The 18,271-nt window shown below is 60.7% G+C and carries 5 protein-coding genes; 3 read left to right on the forward strand and 2 right to left on the reverse strand.

The genetic code is table 11. From position 1 onward, the window contains the following. Positions 1-54: 54 nt before the first annotated feature. Positions 55-654 (reverse strand): NYN domain-containing protein, encoded by a 600-nt coding sequence (locus GDI_RS19245; RefSeq protein ID WP_012227003.1) that lies wholly within the window; start codon positions 652-654, stop codon positions 55-57. Between the two features lie 695 nt (positions 655-1,349). Continuing rightward, positions 1,350-2,045, reverse strand: a complete 696-nt coding sequence (locus GDI_RS19250; protein WP_157871051.1) for a 4'-phosphopantetheinyl transferase family protein — start codon at positions 2,043-2,045, stop codon at positions 1,350-1,352. A 455-nt stretch (positions 2,046-2,500) separates the two neighbouring features. Here GDI_RS19250 and GDI_RS13405 point away from each other — a divergent pair, with 455 nt between their 5' ends. The 3 genes from GDI_RS13405 to GDI_RS13410 all read left to right on the forward strand — a co-directional run bounded on the left by GDI_RS13405 (position 2,501) and on the right by GDI_RS13410 (position 18,153). Then, a complete protein-coding gene (locus GDI_RS13405; protein WP_081482891.1) occupies positions 2,501-15,982 on the forward strand; it encodes a non-ribosomal peptide synthetase in 13,482 nt (4,493 codons plus the stop codon). Next, complete coding sequence (locus GDI_RS19255) at positions 15,982-16,806, forward strand: sulfotransferase family protein (protein ID WP_081482892.1); 825 nt, start codon at positions 15,982-15,984, stop codon at positions 16,804-16,806. The genes GDI_RS13405 and GDI_RS19255 overlap by 1 nt, the downstream gene beginning before the upstream one ends. A 129-nt stretch (positions 16,807-16,935) precedes the next feature. After that, complete coding sequence (locus tag GDI_RS13410) at positions 16,936-18,153, forward strand: MFS transporter (RefSeq protein ID WP_012227010.1); 1,218 nt, start codon at positions 16,936-16,938, stop codon at positions 18,151-18,153. The last annotated feature ends 118 nt before the right edge of the window (positions 18,154-18,271 follow it).

Genomic DNA, 18,271 nt, shown 5'->3' on the forward strand with positions numbered 1-18,271 from the left:
GACTCCACAGAACCGCCAATTACGCGGGGAATACAGCAGCCTCCCGGCGCGCCGTCACAGTTCGTGCAGACGCGGGCGATGCCTAAGATCTAACGCCCTCGCTCGGCGCCTCTCTTCGAGAAAAGTGATGGACGAATAAAAATCATCTAGCGGTACGAAGACGCCGTTTGTTTCCGCCCAGTTACGCATCTCCCGTTTGCAATGATTTTGCCACGCGAGGACTTCCACTTTCCAACCGAAGTTGTGTAGCCTCTCGGCATCGGCGAAAAAGCCCGTGCCGTCTTCGTATCCACTACCGTCACCTGTTAGAAGAACGATCGTCTCAGGCGGTCGATAGTCAAAACCAAGACGTAACATCCTCACTTGCAAGGCCTGGTCTACCGCCTGCTCACGGCCCGAGGCGGCGCCTCGTTCAAATAGCTCAGGTTTCTTACCCGTGAGCCTCTCAATATGCCCCCAAACGCTATTCGTTGGGGGCGGTACTGAGCCAACGCAAAACACCTGTTCAATCGGCCGGCCGTCCGCTGCTAAATCAATTAGGTTCTCGAAGTATATTCTGAAACCATCGGTTCTCCGTTCCAGTATGTCTCCAGTTGATCGGCCAGAGTGGAAAATATTCGAATTGTCCCAAATAATGTGAACTCGGTCGTTCATGAATCTATCCAATTTCCTTGGGTCGGCACGTCGGATGGCGGCTTAGAGGTCGAAAAGCTGGAATGCCGCCCAGTGCACACATGCGTCGTTGACGCTAGACTGCTCCTCCGCTTCAGACGACCTAGAAGGCAACGTCCATTAATCTGATCCGTCCGGCGAAGCCGAGCGCGCGAATGTCATCGACTTCCCCTGACACAGGCAGTCCGAACGCGGTGTCGGCGGGCCAAGCTATCAAGGTGCACAAAGCCAATGTCGACGTTTAGCTCGTGGCTCCGGGTCTTTACCAACCCTTTATTCATCTGGATGCAACGTCTCGAGGACTCCACCGTCGGCGACTCGCAAAAGAATTTCGTTTCGTACATCGAGAGAAGTGCCAGCGGCCTTCTCTACCAGTATTGCTGTTATTCGCACAGGTACCTCGCTCGCTAACCGATGGGTGGCGCGCAATTCCGTAAGTATTCTGTCGCACGAGTCGCCGCCGATAACGCCGAAGCGAACGTAGAGCGGCCCGGGGGTCAAGGGGCCATCGTGTGCCGCTGCGCACTCCGCACCGAAATTCAGTGAATCGAGCTTTTCGCTCGTGGCGCGGCCACACAGCCCCCACGCTGCTGCCTGTGCACGTGGCCAACAATTCGGGTCGCCGTCAAGCCCAGAGCTTTCCGACGCTACCAAACATGGCGGAGCAAAGATAATCATCACCAATTAGCAACGACAGTCGTTAAGATAATACCATTGGAGAGATGAAACATCCCCGACATTGAATGACAATTGGTGAGTCTGTTCATTCTGCCATTGTCTTGAAATGACAGCGAGAACGCCCGCTTCGCCCGGTCTATTTGTACATAGCCGTCTTTAAAGTCACACCAAAATCCAGTCACGGAAGACCATAGCTTATAGAATGCTTCTTTTGCACTGAATATCATCGTATCCCATGACATGGCTGAAGCGGGCGCTGACGCAATCCACGCTACCTCGTAAGGATGCAAAATAAAAGGCCGCACTTCTTCGGGGAGTGGCTTATTGGGTTCGGCATCGATTCCGATACCCCTATAAGCCGAATTTGAAGCGACCGCAGCGGCGCAATATTGTTCGCAATGCGTAATACTCCCGACGACACCATCCTGCCATAGTGGCGCTCCATTTGCCCCCTTCAGCAAGGGCAATGGCTCCAATCCCAGTCGTTGTACGGCACGCCGTGCAACAGCACGACCGGCGGAGAATTCTTGCTGGCGACGAGAGTTCATACGTTCGGCGAGGACCCTCTCCTGCGCCAAAAGCGGATCTATTCGGGCGTTTCCCCACAGTTCCTCGACGACAACGTCATGAGGAAGGATGGAGGACATCACGCAATTATTTGGGTGTAAGCCAGAATCCTCAAGAATATATTTCACTGTTCGTCCTCTTGGTTCGCCACCCGCGCCTCGGCGAGGCGTGACGCCAAAACTTCACGAAATCTGAAACAACCAGTACGTCCTTTCCATAAAAAGGTCTCTGGCCCCACGTCGCGTCAACCCCCCGGTTTTGGGGGGTTACAGGAGCATTGAAATCAATTAGTGGTCACGTGTATGAATGATCGGCCGCCATGAATTTAGTATGTATAAACTGGCTATTAGAGGACGCTTTCCAGTAGTCAGTTGACATAAGCGATCGAGCCAATGCCGCATCATTTACATTACCGTGTATAAAGACGCACTTGGCATGATTGACCTATCTTCTCACCGCTACAATACATGAGATCTATCACTTACTATTTGTTTCTATATCCGAGCGCCGAATCGCTCTGGTCAAGAGGCGATCTTGTACAACGATGGATTCGCGGTGAGTGTCTCGTGAGGCACCTGTGGGCATGAACCATTCTGAAACAGACAGCGCATCACGCGAGGTCGATGTCAATTATTCCGCCGTGCATTCGACGCGGGCACATGAAGGTGATGTGGAGTTCGCGTTAAGCGAGCCCCAGCACGAGATGTGGCTCTCGACTGTGCTACAGCCCGAGCAAACTTACAATATTGCTGGGTTCCTTGAGATTCGTGGTAAGATCGAACCGGAGATCTTCAGACAAGCCTGTCACCGGGTGACCTCTGAAGCAACTGCGGTACGCGCGCGCTTTGTCGAAACCGAATCCGGAATCATTCAGAGTTTTCAGAACGCTTCTTCTTTAAAATACCATTATGCAGACCTAAGCGACCGAGATGATGCGGATCAGTTCGTCCGGACATGGATGGACGCCGATGCCCGCAACACTTGTGATCCCGAGGAGGATCGCCTCTATACTCTCAATCTATTTCGGATCGCTCGGGAGCGGTTTATCTTCTACCAGCGCTACCACCATCTGTTGATGGATGGCCAGAGTATTGGTCTTATTTCGGGACGGCTCGCCGAACTCTATCGTGCCTATGCAGCTAACGAGCCGACGCCAACCCCGTGGTTCGGTGATTTTTTCTCATTCCTGAGCGCGGACGCCGCCTACCATCAGTCGAATGCCGAAACAGCCGGCCGCGCCTTCTGGCGGGATTATCTGGCGGGTTGGGAATACCCAGGCGCTCTACTTGATGGGCTACCTACAACCGGGATTGCTGAGCATCAGCGACGGTTCACACTGAGTACAGCCGAGCGTGTGGCGTTCGTTGACTTGGTGCGACGCCTTGGCAGTCAGTTCTCTACCGGGACCATTGCCTGCGTCATGGTTTTCCTCCATCGGATCTCCGGCTTCGATGACATTGCGATAAGCATGCCGGTGACAGGACGAACGCGCGAAACCCGTACCATGCCTGGGTTTGTCAGTAACGTTGTCCCGCTTCGGACCACGTTTACTCCATCAACAACTTTCGCCGACGTCGTCCGCAACGTAGCACGTCATACCCGGCGTATTCTCCGTCATAGTCGGGTTCGTGGCGAGCGCATCGCCAGGGATATGCTGCCCAAAGGAATACACTCGTTCGGACCTTCCGTTAATGTTATCGATTTCGACAACAGGGTAAAATTTGGCGGCGAAGAAAGTATAGGACGCACGCTTATCAGCGGACCGCACGAAGACTACGCTATTACTTTCTGTAGGTATCCGAGTCTCGATGGGACTGATTTTGAGATCATTATCGATTCTGCTCGGTGGCCGAACGCAGGGCATCGCATTGCGTCACTCGAACGCATCTTCCGATCGGTAATACGGCAGATTATTGCGCGTCCTAATGCATGCATCGCCGACATCGACGTCCTCGATCCCAATGAGCGCACACTGCTCCTGGAAACGTGGAACGAGGTAGCCGCTCCGCTTGCGCCGGACCTGTGCCTGCATGAGGCGTTCGAGGAACAGGTGGCACGCGACCCTGCGGCGATCGCGCTGACGTTCGGGCAGCAGACCGTCACCTATGGTGAGCTGAACACACGGGCAAACAGGCTCGCCCACCATCTGATCGCGCTCGGGATCGAGCCCGACATGCGGGTCGGCCTGTGCGCGGCACGCAGCATCGAGATGGTGGTGGGACTGCTCGCCATCCTCAAGGCGGGCGGCGCCTATGTGCCCCTGGATCCGGCGGCTGCGTCGAGCCGGCTGGGCCTGATCCTTGCCGACGCCGCACCCGAAGTGGTGATCCTCGATCCTGCGGGCCGGAACGCGCTCGGTGCCGAAACGCTGGACGGGCTGACGGTCATCGACCTACACGCTGACCGGGGTGACTGGACCTCACGGCCAGACACGAATCCGGACACCAGACAATCGGACTTCGTCCCGAAAAACCGTTCGCCGTACTGCTCGCCCGGCGTGCGCGAACCCAAGCACTCGCCGCATTATGGCCATCAGGACATGCCGTTCGAGAAGCTGGTCGAGGTCCTCAACCCGGCCCGCGCCCAGAACCACCATCCGCTATTCCAGGTCATGCTCGCCCTGGAAAACACCGCCGAGACGCACATCGCCCTGCCCGCTCTCGATGTCGCCTACCTCCCCGCCGAGACCGCAAGCGCGAAGTTCGACCTGACCTTCACCTTTGCCGAAAACGGCAGCGCCCTCGACGGCGAGATCGAATACGACACCGACCTGTTCGATCAGGCCTCCGTCGAACGCATCGCCCAGCGCCTGCAGCGCGTCCTCGATGCCATGGCCCAAAGCGCCGATACCCACATCGCCGACATCGACGTCCTCGATCCCAATGAGCGCATACTGCTCCTGGAAACGTGGAACGAAACGTCTTACCCAGTTCAGTTCGCGACACTGCCGGAACTGTTTGAACAGCAGGTTCAACGAACTCCAGAGGCAATCGCGCTGCGATGCGGATCCTCTGCACTCTCATACTTGGAGTTGAATACACGGGCGAACCAGATTGCTTACGGACTAATCTCCCGGGGTATCGGGCCGGAAGATCGCGTCGCTCTATGCCTACCCCCTTCGAATGAACTGATCATCGCACTATTGGGTATTGTCAAAGCAGGTGCTGCGTACGTCCCGCTGGATCCCAATTATCCTCCCGATCGACTGCAGTTCATTATCGCCGATTGCGCGCCAGATGCCATTATTACGGCCGAAAGCGCCGTGCGTAAGGGCGGGTTTTCATCCGATCACCGAATTCTATTTCCCGATTCGCCAGAACTCATGCCGAGATCGGATATCCGTATAGAGATAAGCCCCGACAATAGCTCACGCATTGCCGAACTATCCGTACAGAATGCTGCCTACATCATCTATACCTCCGGATCAACGGGCACCCCGAAAGGGGTTGTGGTTACCCATCGCGGCCTGGCAAGCCACACTGCCTGTCAGCGGCATCGCTTCAATCTGGGGACAGACAGCCGTGTTCTATTGTTCGCATCGATCAATTTTGATTCTTCAGTCGGTCAGATCTGTTCCGCGCTGCTGACGGGCGGCACGCTTGTTGTCGTCGACCGGCGTGATCTGCTGGACCGCGGCCAATTCACGGATCTTCTGCATCGCTATGCGATCAATTATCTCGATACAACACCGGCTTTTCTTGCCAATATCTCGCCGCATGACGTGCCCGAAGACTGCGTGATCAACGTTGGCGGCGAAGCACTATCACTGGATTTGGCGACAATCTGGTTCCAGCGGCACCAGCTTTTCAACAGCTACGGTCCCACTGAGACCACCGTCGACGCTATCGTATCCAAGCGAATCAAAGACGCGCGGCAGGCCCTTGCGATTGGACGGCCCGTCTTCAATGCTCGTATCTACATCCTTGATGCTGGACGCAGACCTGCTCCCCTTGGCGTTGCGGGAGAGCTGTATATCGGCGGCGCGGGCGTGGCGCGGGGCTACCTGAACCGTCCCGACCTCACCGCCGAGCGTTTCCTCGACGATCCCTTCAGCCCCGAGCCCGGCGCGCGCATGTATCGCACCGGCGATCTCGCCCGCTACCTCCCCGACGGCAACATCGAGTTCCTCGGACGCGCCGACCAGCAGGTCAAGATCCGCGGCTTCCGCATCGAGCCCGGCGAGATCGAGGCCCGCCTCGGCGAACAGCCCGGCATCCGCGCCGCCGCCGTCATCGCCCGCGAGGACAGCCCAGGCGACAAGCGTCTCGTCGGATATGTCGTCCCGGACGACGACGCCGCCCTGGAGCCCGCCGCCCTGCGCCGGGCCCTCGGCGCCGTCCTGCCCGACTACATGGTCCCCGCCGCCATCCTCGTCCTCGACGCCCTGCCCCTCACGCCAAACGGAAAGCTCGACCGCAAGGCCCTCCCCGCCCCGGACGACAGCGCCTTCGACCGAAGCGAGTATGTCGCGCCAGAAGGTGACGCGGAAATGGCCCTGGCGGCCATCTGGCAGGATCTGCTCGGCTTGTCCCGCGTCGGCCGATACGACAATTTCTTCGAACTTGGCGGCCACTCCTTGCTCGCCGTCCAGATGATGGAGCGTCTGCGCCGCATCGGTCTGGCCACGCAAGTCCGAACCCTCTTCGGGGCTCCCGTCCTAGCCGATCTCGCCCGCTGCCTCGGCGACAGCCATATCGTCGTTACGCCGCCGAATCTCATTCCGTATGGCACGGACGCCATAACGCCTGACATGCTACCTCTGATCGATCTCGACCAAGCCGAGATCAACCGCATCGGCGCACTAGTACCGGGTGGCATCGGCAATATTCAGGACATCTACGCCCTCACTCCCCTGCAAGACGGCATCCTCTTCCATCACCTGCTCGCCGAACGGGGCGACCCTTATCTGCTGGCCGGGCAGATGGCCTTTGCCGACAGGGAGAAGCTCGACCACTATCTCGAAACTATCCAAACCATTGTCGACCGCCATGACGTCCTACGCACCTGCTTCATCTGGGAAGGTATTTCCAACGCCGCGCAGGTCGTCCTGCGCGAAGCCAACCTTTCCGTCACCGAACTGAAGCTCGATCCGACCGATGGTCCCGTCACCGACCAACTCGTGCGGCGCTTTGACCCGCGCGTCAGCCGCATCGATTTAGGGCAACCGCCCTTGCTCCGCTTCGCCATCGCACGTGATGAGCCAAACGACCGCTGGATCCTTGTCGAGCAACTCCATCATCTGATCGGCGACCATTCAACTCTCGATGTCATGAATGCCGAGGTGCTCGCACTTCTGTCCCAGCGCCCAGATGCCCTCGCACCACCACAACCGTTCCGTAATCTCGTCGCCCAAACCCGGCTTGGCGTGCCCCAAGCCGAGCATGAAGCGTTCTTCCGCGACATGCTCGCCGATATGGATGAGCCCACGCTTCCCTTCGGTCTAGCGGACGTTCATCTCGATGGAGCAGAGACAGCAGAAGCCACGAGAATGCTGCCACAAGCTCTCAACGACCGCCTGCGCCATCAGGCTCGGCGGCTCGGTGTCAGTCTGGCAAGTCTGTGTCACCTCGCCTGGGGACGCGTCATCGCGGCTACCAGCGGACGACAGGATGTGGTGTTTGGTACCGTCTTGTTTGGCCGGATGGATGCGGGAACCGGCGCTGACCGTGCAATGGGGCTGTTCATCAATACACTGCCGCTCCGCTTGAAACTCGAGGCGGCCGGAACCGAGCAGGGCGTGCGGGACACACATGCCGCGCTCGCCGGGCTACTCCGCCACGAACATGCCTCGCTGTCGCTGGCTCGCCAGTGCAGCGCAGTGCCACCCGCGACACCGTTGTTCAGCGCGTTGCTCAACTATCGACACAACCAGAATATCGACCGGAGTGCTGACGCCTTCGCCACACTGCTCGACGGCGTAGAATTCCTCGGGGCGGACGAGCGGACGAATTACCCCGTGACCCTTTCGGTCGAGGATTTCGGCACGTCGCTGGGCTTGACCACCCAAGTGGTCGCTCCCCTCGATCCCGAGCGGATCTGCGGCTACATGCAGCGTGCCCTTGAAGGAATGCTGGAGGCATTAGAGAACAATCCGCAGACACCGATCGAACGTATCGACGTTCTCGACCCCAATGAGCGAACACTCCTGCTGGAGACTTGGAACGACACCGCAGCGCCCTACCCGGCCAACTTCTGCATCCACCAGATGGTCGAACGCCAAGTATACGCAACGCCAGGCGCAACCGCCGTGGTCTGCGGTGAAGACAGCATCACTTATGCCGACCTGAACGCACGCGCCAATCGCCTCGCCCACCATCTCATCGCGCTCGGGGTCCAACCCGACCAACCGGTCGCCATCTGCCTCGACCGATCCGTCGCCATGGTCGTCGGACTGCTCGCCATCCTCAAGGCCGGCGGCGCCTATCTTCCCCTCGACCCCGCCTATCCCACCGCGCGTCTGTGCCAGATCCTGGACGATGCCCGGCCCGCCATCCTCCTTCTCGATGACACGGGCCGCCGCGCCGTCGGAGACCATGCGCGCGACCGCATCCGCATCATCGATCTCCACGCCGACGCCGCCACATGGCACACCCGGTCCGATACCGATCCTGATCCCCGGCAACTTGGCCTGACATCGCGCAATGTCGCCTATGTCATCTACACATCAGGCTCCACTGGCGTGCCAAAAGGGGTGCCCAACGAGCACCGAGCGCTGATTAATCGGCTCACCTGGATGCAGAACGCCTATTGCCTCATTGCCTCCGACGCAGTGTTACAGAAAACGTCCTTTGGGTTCGACGTTTCAGTCTGGGAGTTCTTCTGGACACTCATGGCGGGCGCCAGAATGGTACTGGCTGCACCCAACGGACAGAAGGACGCGGCCTATCTGTCGAGCTTGATCGAACAACAGCAGGTGACAACGCTGCACTTTGTTCCGTCTATGCTCGAACTGTTTCTCGAAGAGGGTAAACCGGAGCAATGCGGCTCGCTTCGGCGCGTTATCTGTAGTGGCGAAGCGCTGCCGGCCGGCGTCCTGCAACGTTGCCACAGCCTGTTGCCGGATGCAGGAATTCACAACCTCTACGGTCCAACCGAAGCCGCCATCGACGTGACCGCATGGAGTTGCCTGGGCGATGTCGGCGCACTCTCGAGCGTGCCGATTGGGCGTCCGATCGCCAACACGCGGATCTATATTCTGGACAATGGCCAGCAGCTCGTTCCCGGAGGGGTTGCGGGAGAGCTGTATATCGGCGGCGCGGGCGTGGCGCGGGGCTACCTGAACCGTCCCGACCTCACCGCCGAGCGTTTCCTCGACGATCCCTTCAGCCCCGAGCCCGGCGCGCGCATGTATCGCACCGGCGATCTCGCCCGCTACCTCCCCGACGGCAACATCGAGTTCCTCGGGCGCGCCGACCAGCAGGTCAAGATCCGCGGCTTCCGCATCGAGCCCGGCGAGATCGAGGCCCGCCTCGGCGAACAGCCCGGCATTCGCGCCGCCGCCGTCATCGCCCGCGAGGACAGCCCAGGCGACAAGCGTCTCGTCGGATATGTCGTCCCGGACGACACGCCGCCTGGGCCCGCCACCTGCGCGGGGATCCATATACTGATCAATCAGCTGGTACCGCCTCGAATGCGCGCTGCGCGACGCCTGCACGCACTGGCCCGCCGCAGCGGCGCCAGCCTGTTCATGGTGCTCCAGGCCGGGCTCGCCATCCTGCTCGGCAAACTCGGCGCCGGCGACGACATCGCCATCGGCAGCCCGATCGCCGGACGCACCGAGAGCGCCCTCGACGATCTCGTCGGCTTCTTCGTCAACACCCTCGTCCTGCGTACCGATCTGGCCGGCAATCCAACCGTCGCCGAACTGCTCGCCCGCGTGCGCGAAACCAGCCTCGCCGCCTATGGCCATCAGGACATGCCGTTCGAGAAGCTGGTCGAGGTCCTCAACCCGGCCCGCGCCCAGAACCACCATCCGCTATTCCAGGTCATGCTCGCCCTGGAAAACACCGCCGAGACGCACATCGCCCTGCCCGCTCTCGATGTCGCCTACCTCCCCGCCGAGACCGCAAGCGCGAAGTTCGACCTGACCTTCACCTTTGCCGAAAACGGCAGCGCCCTCGACGGCGAGATCGAATACGACACCGACCTGTTCGATCAGGCCTCCGTCGAACGCATCGCCCAGCGCCTGCAGCGCGTCCTCGATGCCATGGCCCAAAGCGCCGATACCCACATCGCCGACATCGACGTCCTCGATCCCAATGAGCGCACACTGCTCCTGGAAACGTGGAACGAGGTAGCCGCTCCGCTTGCGCCGGACCTGTGCCTGCATGAGGCGTTCGAGGAACAGGTGGCACGCGACCCTGCGGCGATCGCGCTGACGTTCGGGCAGCAGACCGTCACCTATGGTGAGCTGAACACACGGGCAAACAGGCTCGCCCACCATCTGATCGCGCTCGGGATCGAGCCCGACATGCGGGTCGGCCTGTGCGCGGCACGCAGCATCGAGATGGTGGTGGGACTGCTCGCCATCCTCAAGGCGGGCGGCGCCTATGTGCCCCTGGATCCGGCGGCTGCGTCGAGCCGGCTGGGCCTGATCCTTGCCGACGCCGCACCCGAAGTGGTGATCCTCGATCCTGCGGGCCGGAACGCGCTCGGTGCCGAAACGCTGGACGGGCTGACGGTCATCGACCTACACGCTGACCGGGGTGACTGGACCTCACGGCCAGACACGAATCCGGACACCAGGACAATCGGACTTCGTCCCGAAAATCTCGCCTATATCATCTATACCTCCGGCTCCACGGGAACGCCCAAAGGCGTCATGGTCGAACACGCCCAGGTGGCCCGGCTGTTCGACAGCACCCAGGCCTGGTTCGGCTTCGACGCGCAGGACGTCTGGTGCCTGTTCCACTCCTTCGCGTTCGACTTCTCGGTCTGGGAGCTATGGGGCGCACTGCGCCATGGCGGCCGCTTGGTGGTCGTACCCCACGCTGTCGCCCGGTCGGCGGCCGAGTTCCATCGTCTGGTCTGCGAGCAGGGTGTCACCGTGCTCAACCAGACACCATCGGCTTTCAAGGCATTTATCGACGCCCAGGCCGAGGATGGACTGACGGATCAGCTCCGCTACGTGATCTTCGGCGGCGAGGCCCTGGAACCATCCATGCTCAGGAAGTGGTATGCCGTCCGCCCGGACGATGCGCCGCGCCTGGTAAACATGTATGGCATCACCGAAACGACAGTCCACGTCACTTACCGCCCGCTCACAGCGGACGACGCCGAACAGACCGGCAGTCCGATTGGCTGCCGCATTCCCGATCTCCGCGTTTACATACTCGATAATTACGGCCAACCGGTACCGCTCGGCATGGTTGGAGAGCTGTATGTCGGCGGCGCGGGCGTGGCGCGGGGCTACCTGAACCGCCCCGACCTCACCGCCGAGCGCTTCCTCGACGATCCCTTCAGCCCCGAGCCCGGCGCGCGCATGTATCGCACCGGCGATCTCGCCCGCTACCTCCCCGACGGCAACATCGAGTTCCTCGGGCGCGCCGACCAGCAGGTCAAGATCCGCGGCTTCCGCATCGAGCCCGGCGAGATCGAGGCCCGCCTCGGCGAACAGCCCGGCATTCGCGCCGCCGCCGTCATCGCCCGCGAGGACAGCCCAGGCGACAAGCGTCTCGTCGGATATGTCGTCCCGGACGACGACGCCGCCCTGGAGCCCGCCGCCCTGCGCCGGGCCCTCGGCGCCGTCCTGCCCGACTACATGGTCCCCGCCGCCATCCTCGTCCTCGACGCCCTGCCCCTCACGCCAAACGGAAAGCTCGACCGCAAGGCCCTCCCCGCCCCGGACTTCACCCCGGCCGGCGACGGACGCGCCCCGCGCACCCCGCAGGAGGCCGTCCTCGCCGCACTCTTCGCCGAAATCCTCGGCGTCGACCGCGTCGGCATCGACGACAGCTTCTTCGATCTCGGCGGGCATTCCCTGCTCGCCACACGCCTCGTCAGCCGCATCCGCGCCACCCTCGGCGCCGACCTGCCCATCCGCGCCCTCTTCGAGGCACCGACCGTCACAGGTCTTTCGGAGAGGATCGACGCCGGCCGCGGGCAGAGCAGCCGGCCGGCCCTGGCGCCCATGGCCCGCCCGCCGGTCCTGCCGCTGTCCTTTGCCCAGCAGCGCCTGTGGTTCCTCTATCAGCTCGAGGGACCCTCGCCCACCTACAACATGCCGCTCTCTCTGCGCCTCGACGGCCCGCTCGACGTCGTCGCCATGCAGGCCGCGCTGCGCGATGTCGTCGCCCGTCACGAGAGCCTGCGCACCCTCTTCCCCGAGATCGACGGCATCGCCTGCCAGCAGATCCTCGAGCCGGAGGATCCGCGCTGCCGCGTGCCGCTCGACATCCGCGAGGTCGATCAGACCAGCCTGACGCCGGCCCTCGCCGCGGAAGCCGCCAGGCCGATCGATGTCGGAGCGGAACCGCCCATCCGCGCCACCCTGTTCCGGCTGGCGCCGGAGCGGCATGTGATGCTCGTGCTGCTGCATCATATCGCGTCGGACGGCTGGTCGATGACCCCGTTCGCCCGCGATCTCGCCCGCGCCTACGAGGCCCGGCTCGCTGGCCGGGCGCCGGATCTCGCGCCGCTGCCGGTGCAATATGCCGATTATACGCTGTGGCAGCGTGACCTCCTCGGCGATGCGGCCGATCCCGACAGCCTGTTCCACCAGCAGGTCGCCTACTGGCGCGACGCGCTCGCCGGCCTGCCCGCCTGCATCGAACTGCCGACCGACCGGCCCCGGCCCGCCGTCTCCTCCTATCGCGGCGCCATCATGCCTGTGCGCCTCGATGCCGCGCTGCGCGACCGCCTGCACGCACTGGCCCGCCGCAGCGGCGCCAGCCTGTTCATGGTGCTCCAGGCCGGGCTCGCCATCCTGCTCGGCAAACTCGGCGCCGGCGACGACATCGCCATCGGCAGCCCGATCGCCGGACGCACCGAGAGCGCCCTCGACGATCTCGTCGGCTTCTTCGTCAACACCCTCGTCCTGCGTACCGATCTGGCCGGCAATCCAACCGTCGCCGAACTGCTCGCCCGCGTGCGCGAAACCAGCCTCGCCGCCTATGGCCATCAGGACATGCCGTTCGAGAAGCTGGTCGAGGTCCTCAACCCGGCCCGCGCCCAGAACCACCATCCGCTATTCCAGGTCATGCTCGCCCTGGAAAACACCGCCGAGACGCACATCGCCCTGCCCGCTCTCGATGTCGCCTACCTCCCCGCCGAGACCGCAAGCGCGAAGTTCGACCTGACCTTCACCTTTGCCGAAAACGGCAGCGCCCTCGACGGCGAGATCGAATACGACACCGACCTGTTCGATCAGGCCTCCGTCGAACGCATCGCCCAGCGCCTGCAGCGCGTCCTCGATGCCATGGCCCAAAGCGCCGATACCCACATCGCCGACATCGACGTCCTCGATCCCAATGAGCGCATACTGCTCCTGGAAACGTGGAACAACACAGCAGCACCCTACCCAGCAGACCTGTGCCTGCACCAGATGGTTGAAGCCCAGGTTTGCGCCGCGCCCGACACGACCGCTGTCCTGTGCGGTGACGACACCCTTACCTATGCCGACCTGAACGCACGCGCCAATCGCCTCGCCCACCATCTCATCGCGCTCGGGGTCCAACCCGACCAACCGGTCGCCATCTGCCTCGACCGATCCGTCGCCATGGTCGTCGGACTGCTCGCCATCCTCAAGGCCGGCGGCGCCTATCTTCCCCTCGACCCCGCCTATCCCACCGCGCGTCTGTGCCAGATCCTGGACGATGCCCGGCCCGCCATCCTCCTTCTCGATGACACGGGCCGCCGCGCCGTCGGAGACCATGCGCGCGACCGCATCCGCATCATCGATCTCCACGCCGACGCCGCCACATGGCACACCCGGTCCGATACCGATCCTGATCCCCGGCAACTTGGCCTGACATCGCGCAATGTCGCCTATGTCATCTACACATCAGGCTCCACTGGCGTGCCAAAAGGGGTCGCCGTCGAACACCGGAATATCGTCAACCATACGGCTTGGCAGACAAGAATATTTGGTTTTGATGCCACTGATCGAGTTCTGCAACGTACATCGATCTCTTTCGACGCCGCAGGATGGGAGGTGTGGACGCCACTGGCATGCGGTGCGGCAACAATCCTTTATCCCGGAACGAACGCTGACGGTCTTTCTCGAATATTCGAATATGCCGCTTCTATGCGGGTCACGACGCTACAAGGCGTCCCGTCGTTCTTTTCTGCCATAAACACCGCCGATGCGGTCGGCTCTTGGGAAACGCTTCGTTATGTTTTCTGCGGCGGAGAAGAGGCGGATCTCAAGACTGTTTATGAGCTAGAGGAAAAACTTCGAGCGCCTTTCTTCAATCTGTATGGCCCGACCGAGACGACAATCGACGCGCTATTTTGGCCGTTCAAGAAGGATGGCAGTCTCTCACGTAAAGCTCCGATCGGCCGGCCAGTCGCCAACACGCGGATCTATATTCTGGACAATGGCCAGCAGCTCGTTCCCGGAGGGGTTGCGGGAGAGCTGTATATCGGCGGCGCGGGCGTGGCGCGGGGCTACCTGAACCGTCCCGACCTCACCGCCGAGCGTTTCCTCGACGATCCCTTCAGCCCCGAGCCCGGCGCGCGCATGTATCGCACCGGCGATCTCGCCCGCTACCTCCCCGACGGCAACATCGAGTTCCTCGGGCGCGCCGACCAGCAGGTCAAGATCCGCGGCTTCCGCATCGAGCCCGGCGAGATCGAGGCCCGCCTCGGCGAACAGCCCGGCATTCGCGCCGCCGCCGTCATCGCCCGCGAGGACAGCCCAGGCGACAAGCGTCTCGTCGGATATGTCGTCCCGGACGACGACGCCGCCCTGGAGCCCGCCGCCCTGCGCCGGGCCCTCGGCGCCGTCCTGCCCGACTACATGGTCCCCGCCGCCATCCTCGTCCTCGACGCCCTGCCCCTCACGCCAAACGGAAAGCTCGACCGCAAGGCCCTCCCCGCCCCGGACTTCACCCCGGCCGGCGACGGACGCGCCCCGCGCACCCCGCAGGAGGCCGTCCTCGCCGCACTCTTCGCCGAAATCCTCGGCGTCGACCGCGTCGGCATCGACGACAGCTTCTTCGATCTCGGCGGGCATTCCCTGCTCGCCACACGCCTCGTCAGCCGCATCCGCGCCACCCTCGACGTCGACCTGCCCATCCGCGCCCTCTTCGAGGTGCCGACCGTCGCGGGCCTTTCGGGGAGGATCGATGACGGGCACGACGCAGGGGGTAGCAACCTGATTGCGCTCCGTAAGAGCGGCTCGCTGTCACCACTCTTCTGCCTACACGGAGGGTTTGGGCTCCCCTGGCCGTACAGGAACTTATTGAGCAACATAGACGCTGACCGTCCGGTCTACGCGTTCCAGGCCCGCGGCTTTGAAGATGGAGAAGTCCTGCCTGCGTGCATGGAAGATCTCGCATCGGACTACGTAGCGCAAATTCGTAACGTTCAGCCCCAGGGCCCATACCATCTCCTCGGTTGGTCGTTCGGTGCCGTTGCCGCACATGCTATCGCTACTAGACTACAGGGGCATGGAGAGAACGTCGCGATTCTGCACTTGCTCGACGGCTATCCAGTTGATGACATCGACAAACAAACCGCGCGCGAGGATCGGGAGTTTACCATCGCTATCAAGGCCCTCATGCGGGAGTACGGTATTGAAAACGTGGACGCACAAATGGAGACCAAGATGGCCCAGGTCTTCCGAAACAATACGATGATTATGTACGCGTATCATCCCGACATCTTTGATGGCGACATTCATCTTTTAAGAGCAGTACCTGACGGATCTCAGCCTCCCGACGAAACAACATCCCTTTGGCTACCCTATGCCAGCGGATCTGTACGAATTACCGACATTGACGCCACGCATAGCCAGATGCTCGCCCCCGTGCCAGCGAGGACAATAGCCAACGCCATTCAAGGCACGCTCGATGGGGATCATACCCTCGAAACGCTTTTTGCTCCACGGAGAGGTTACCAATAATGACGCATCATGGTGTGCATTTCATGTCCGGCCTGCCACGGTCCGGATCAACGTTACTTTCTGCCATTCTCAAGCAAAATCCCGCCATTAGGCACGCAGGTATCTCGACCCCGGTAGCGCCGATGATGGTAAAACTCACATCCGTAATGGTTGAAGGAGAGTTCCAAACAGAATTTGACTCTGGCGCTACCTCGCGAATACTAAGAGGCACACTTTACAATTACTACGGGTCGGATGGGACCGACGGCGTCATCATCGACAACAATCGAATGTGGTGCACGCGGCTAGGTCTTATCGATTCTCTGTTCCCCAACGCGCGTGTCATCTGTTGCGTCCGAGATCCTGTATGGATCGTTGACTCGTTCGAACGGCTGTTTCAGCGAGATCCCCTTCTGTCGTCCAAGATCGTACCAATTCAGAGTCGTGGGAACCTCCATGACCGAGTGGAGCACCTTCTTTCGAAAGACGGACCTTTCGGTTATTGTTGGCGGGCCTTAAACGAGGCTTACTTTGGCACATTCGCACAGAAGCTTCTACTTGTTGATTATGACAGACTGGTCACCGATCCGTCCGGAACCTTGAGACAGATCACAGGAGTTTTGGGTCTTCCCAAATACGATTATGACTTTAACAAAGTTGATACGAATGAGCCCATCGCCTTCGATCAACAGCTTGGTACGCCCGGCTTGCATACTGTCAGGCCGCAAGTCGCAGCCAGTCACCGCCGTCCGGTTTTGCCACCAGAAATTGTCTCCCGCCTCGCCGGCGGGACGTTTTGGCGCAAACAGGACATGAACCCTGGCCGCGCCACCATTATCGCGTGATAACAGCTTTCGCGGTTACCAGCATGAGAGTGATTGGGACTCAGCGGGCTAGCGCTCATTGCGCAGCGCTGTCTTTGTTCATGGCCTCCTATACCCAACTCGCCAATTCGTCTCTCTAAGGAGCAGACCATGCCACCGTCACTGCGCAGGCTTCTATTCGAGCGCAATTTCCGCCTGTTCGCGATCGCCGAGAGTCTCTCATTAGTCGGCAGCGCCATGATCCCGGTGGTGTTTTCGTTCGCTATATATGCAGATGGCGGCAGCGCAGATCTTGTAAGTATAGTTCTTGCAGCACAAACTATTCCATTCATCCTTTTACTTCCTTTCAGCGGCACCCTTGTCGCTCGTATTAGTCCACGCAGGACCATAATTTATGCAGAGATGATCTGCTTGGCGGCGGAACTGTGTCTAGCAATGGAATTTAACCACGCACACCTTACGATTATTCCTGTCGTCATATTATCCTTCATCCTTGGAATTGGCGCGGCATTCATCATTCCTGGATGCGAAGCTCTTGTCCCAGAACTGGTCGAAGCCGGCAGCCTTCAGGAGGTTAATTCCCTCGTGGGTATGATGAGCGCGCTTGGCGCCATGATCGGTCCAGCTCTAGGCGGGGTGGCGATCTCAACCGCTGGCCCCGCAGCAGCCATTCTCCTGGACGCTGCCAGTTACGGCTGTTCGATCTTCTTGCTACGAGAAGTTCGGACGCGCCGATCAGTGGCTTTGGTCGATGAGCCTTTCATACAGCAGATGCTACAGGGATGGCAGCAGTTTCGCGCCAAGCCCTGGCTCTCCGTCATCGTCGTGCAGTACGCACTCTTTCAGCTTCTCGTGCTTGGCCCGGCGTACGTCATAGGGTCGCTCACGTTTGCGCGGGTTGGGTCGGGGGTAGAGCGGTGGGGCGTTCTACTCGCAATTATGAGCATTGGACATTTGATCGGAGGTGCCATTGGGATGTATCTGAAAGCGACAACGCCACTTGTCACGGGCCTTCTCGCGTTCAGCCTCTTTGCCGCGGCACCGGCTTCTCTTGCCATCCAAGCCAGTCTTCCCTTAGAGATTCCTGCATTTCTCGTCGCCGGCGCGGGCTTGGCAATTTTCAGTGTGATGTGGGACACAGCAAAGCAGGAGCAGATTGAACCACACCTGATATCTCGCGTGGCGTCCTTGGCAACGCTGGGCAGTAACTCCCTACTCCCCATCGGCTATTTACTGGCTACCCCTCTTCGCAACCAGTTTGGGATCACAGGCGCCCTTAGTTTCACAGCCGCAGCTTGCGTCGTCATTACGCTGACCGGCACGTTATTTCCTGCGGTCAAACAAGTAAGAAGCAATCCCGATTCATAACCAGCTCGAGATTCGTCATCGGCATAGGTTGGCGTAATCTAGTTTATCCCCATTCAACGACTCTCTATTGCCAGCAAGCCGCGACCGGCGATGCCAAGATTAGAAGCCGTCGAATGGT

This window comes from Gluconacetobacter diazotrophicus PA1 5, from assembly GCF_000067045.1.
GTDB classification, from domain to species: Bacteria; Pseudomonadota; Alphaproteobacteria; order Acetobacterales; family Acetobacteraceae; genus Gluconacetobacter; species Gluconacetobacter diazotrophicus.

Coding starts and splice junctions, on each gene's coding strand:
- GDI_RS19245 (WP_012227003.1), bottom strand. CDS start 654: ATGAACGACCGAGTTCACATTATTTGGGACAATTCGAATATTTTCCAC.
- GDI_RS13405 (WP_081482891.1), top strand. CDS start 2,501: ATGAACCATTCTGAAACAGACAGCGCATCACGCGAGGTCGATGTCAAT.
- GDI_RS19255 (WP_081482892.1), top strand. CDS start 15,982: ATGACGCATCATGGTGTGCATTTCATGTCCGGCCTGCCACGGTCCGGA.
- GDI_RS13410 (WP_012227010.1), top strand. CDS start 16,936: ATGCCACCGTCACTGCGCAGGCTTCTATTCGAGCGCAATTTCCGCCTG.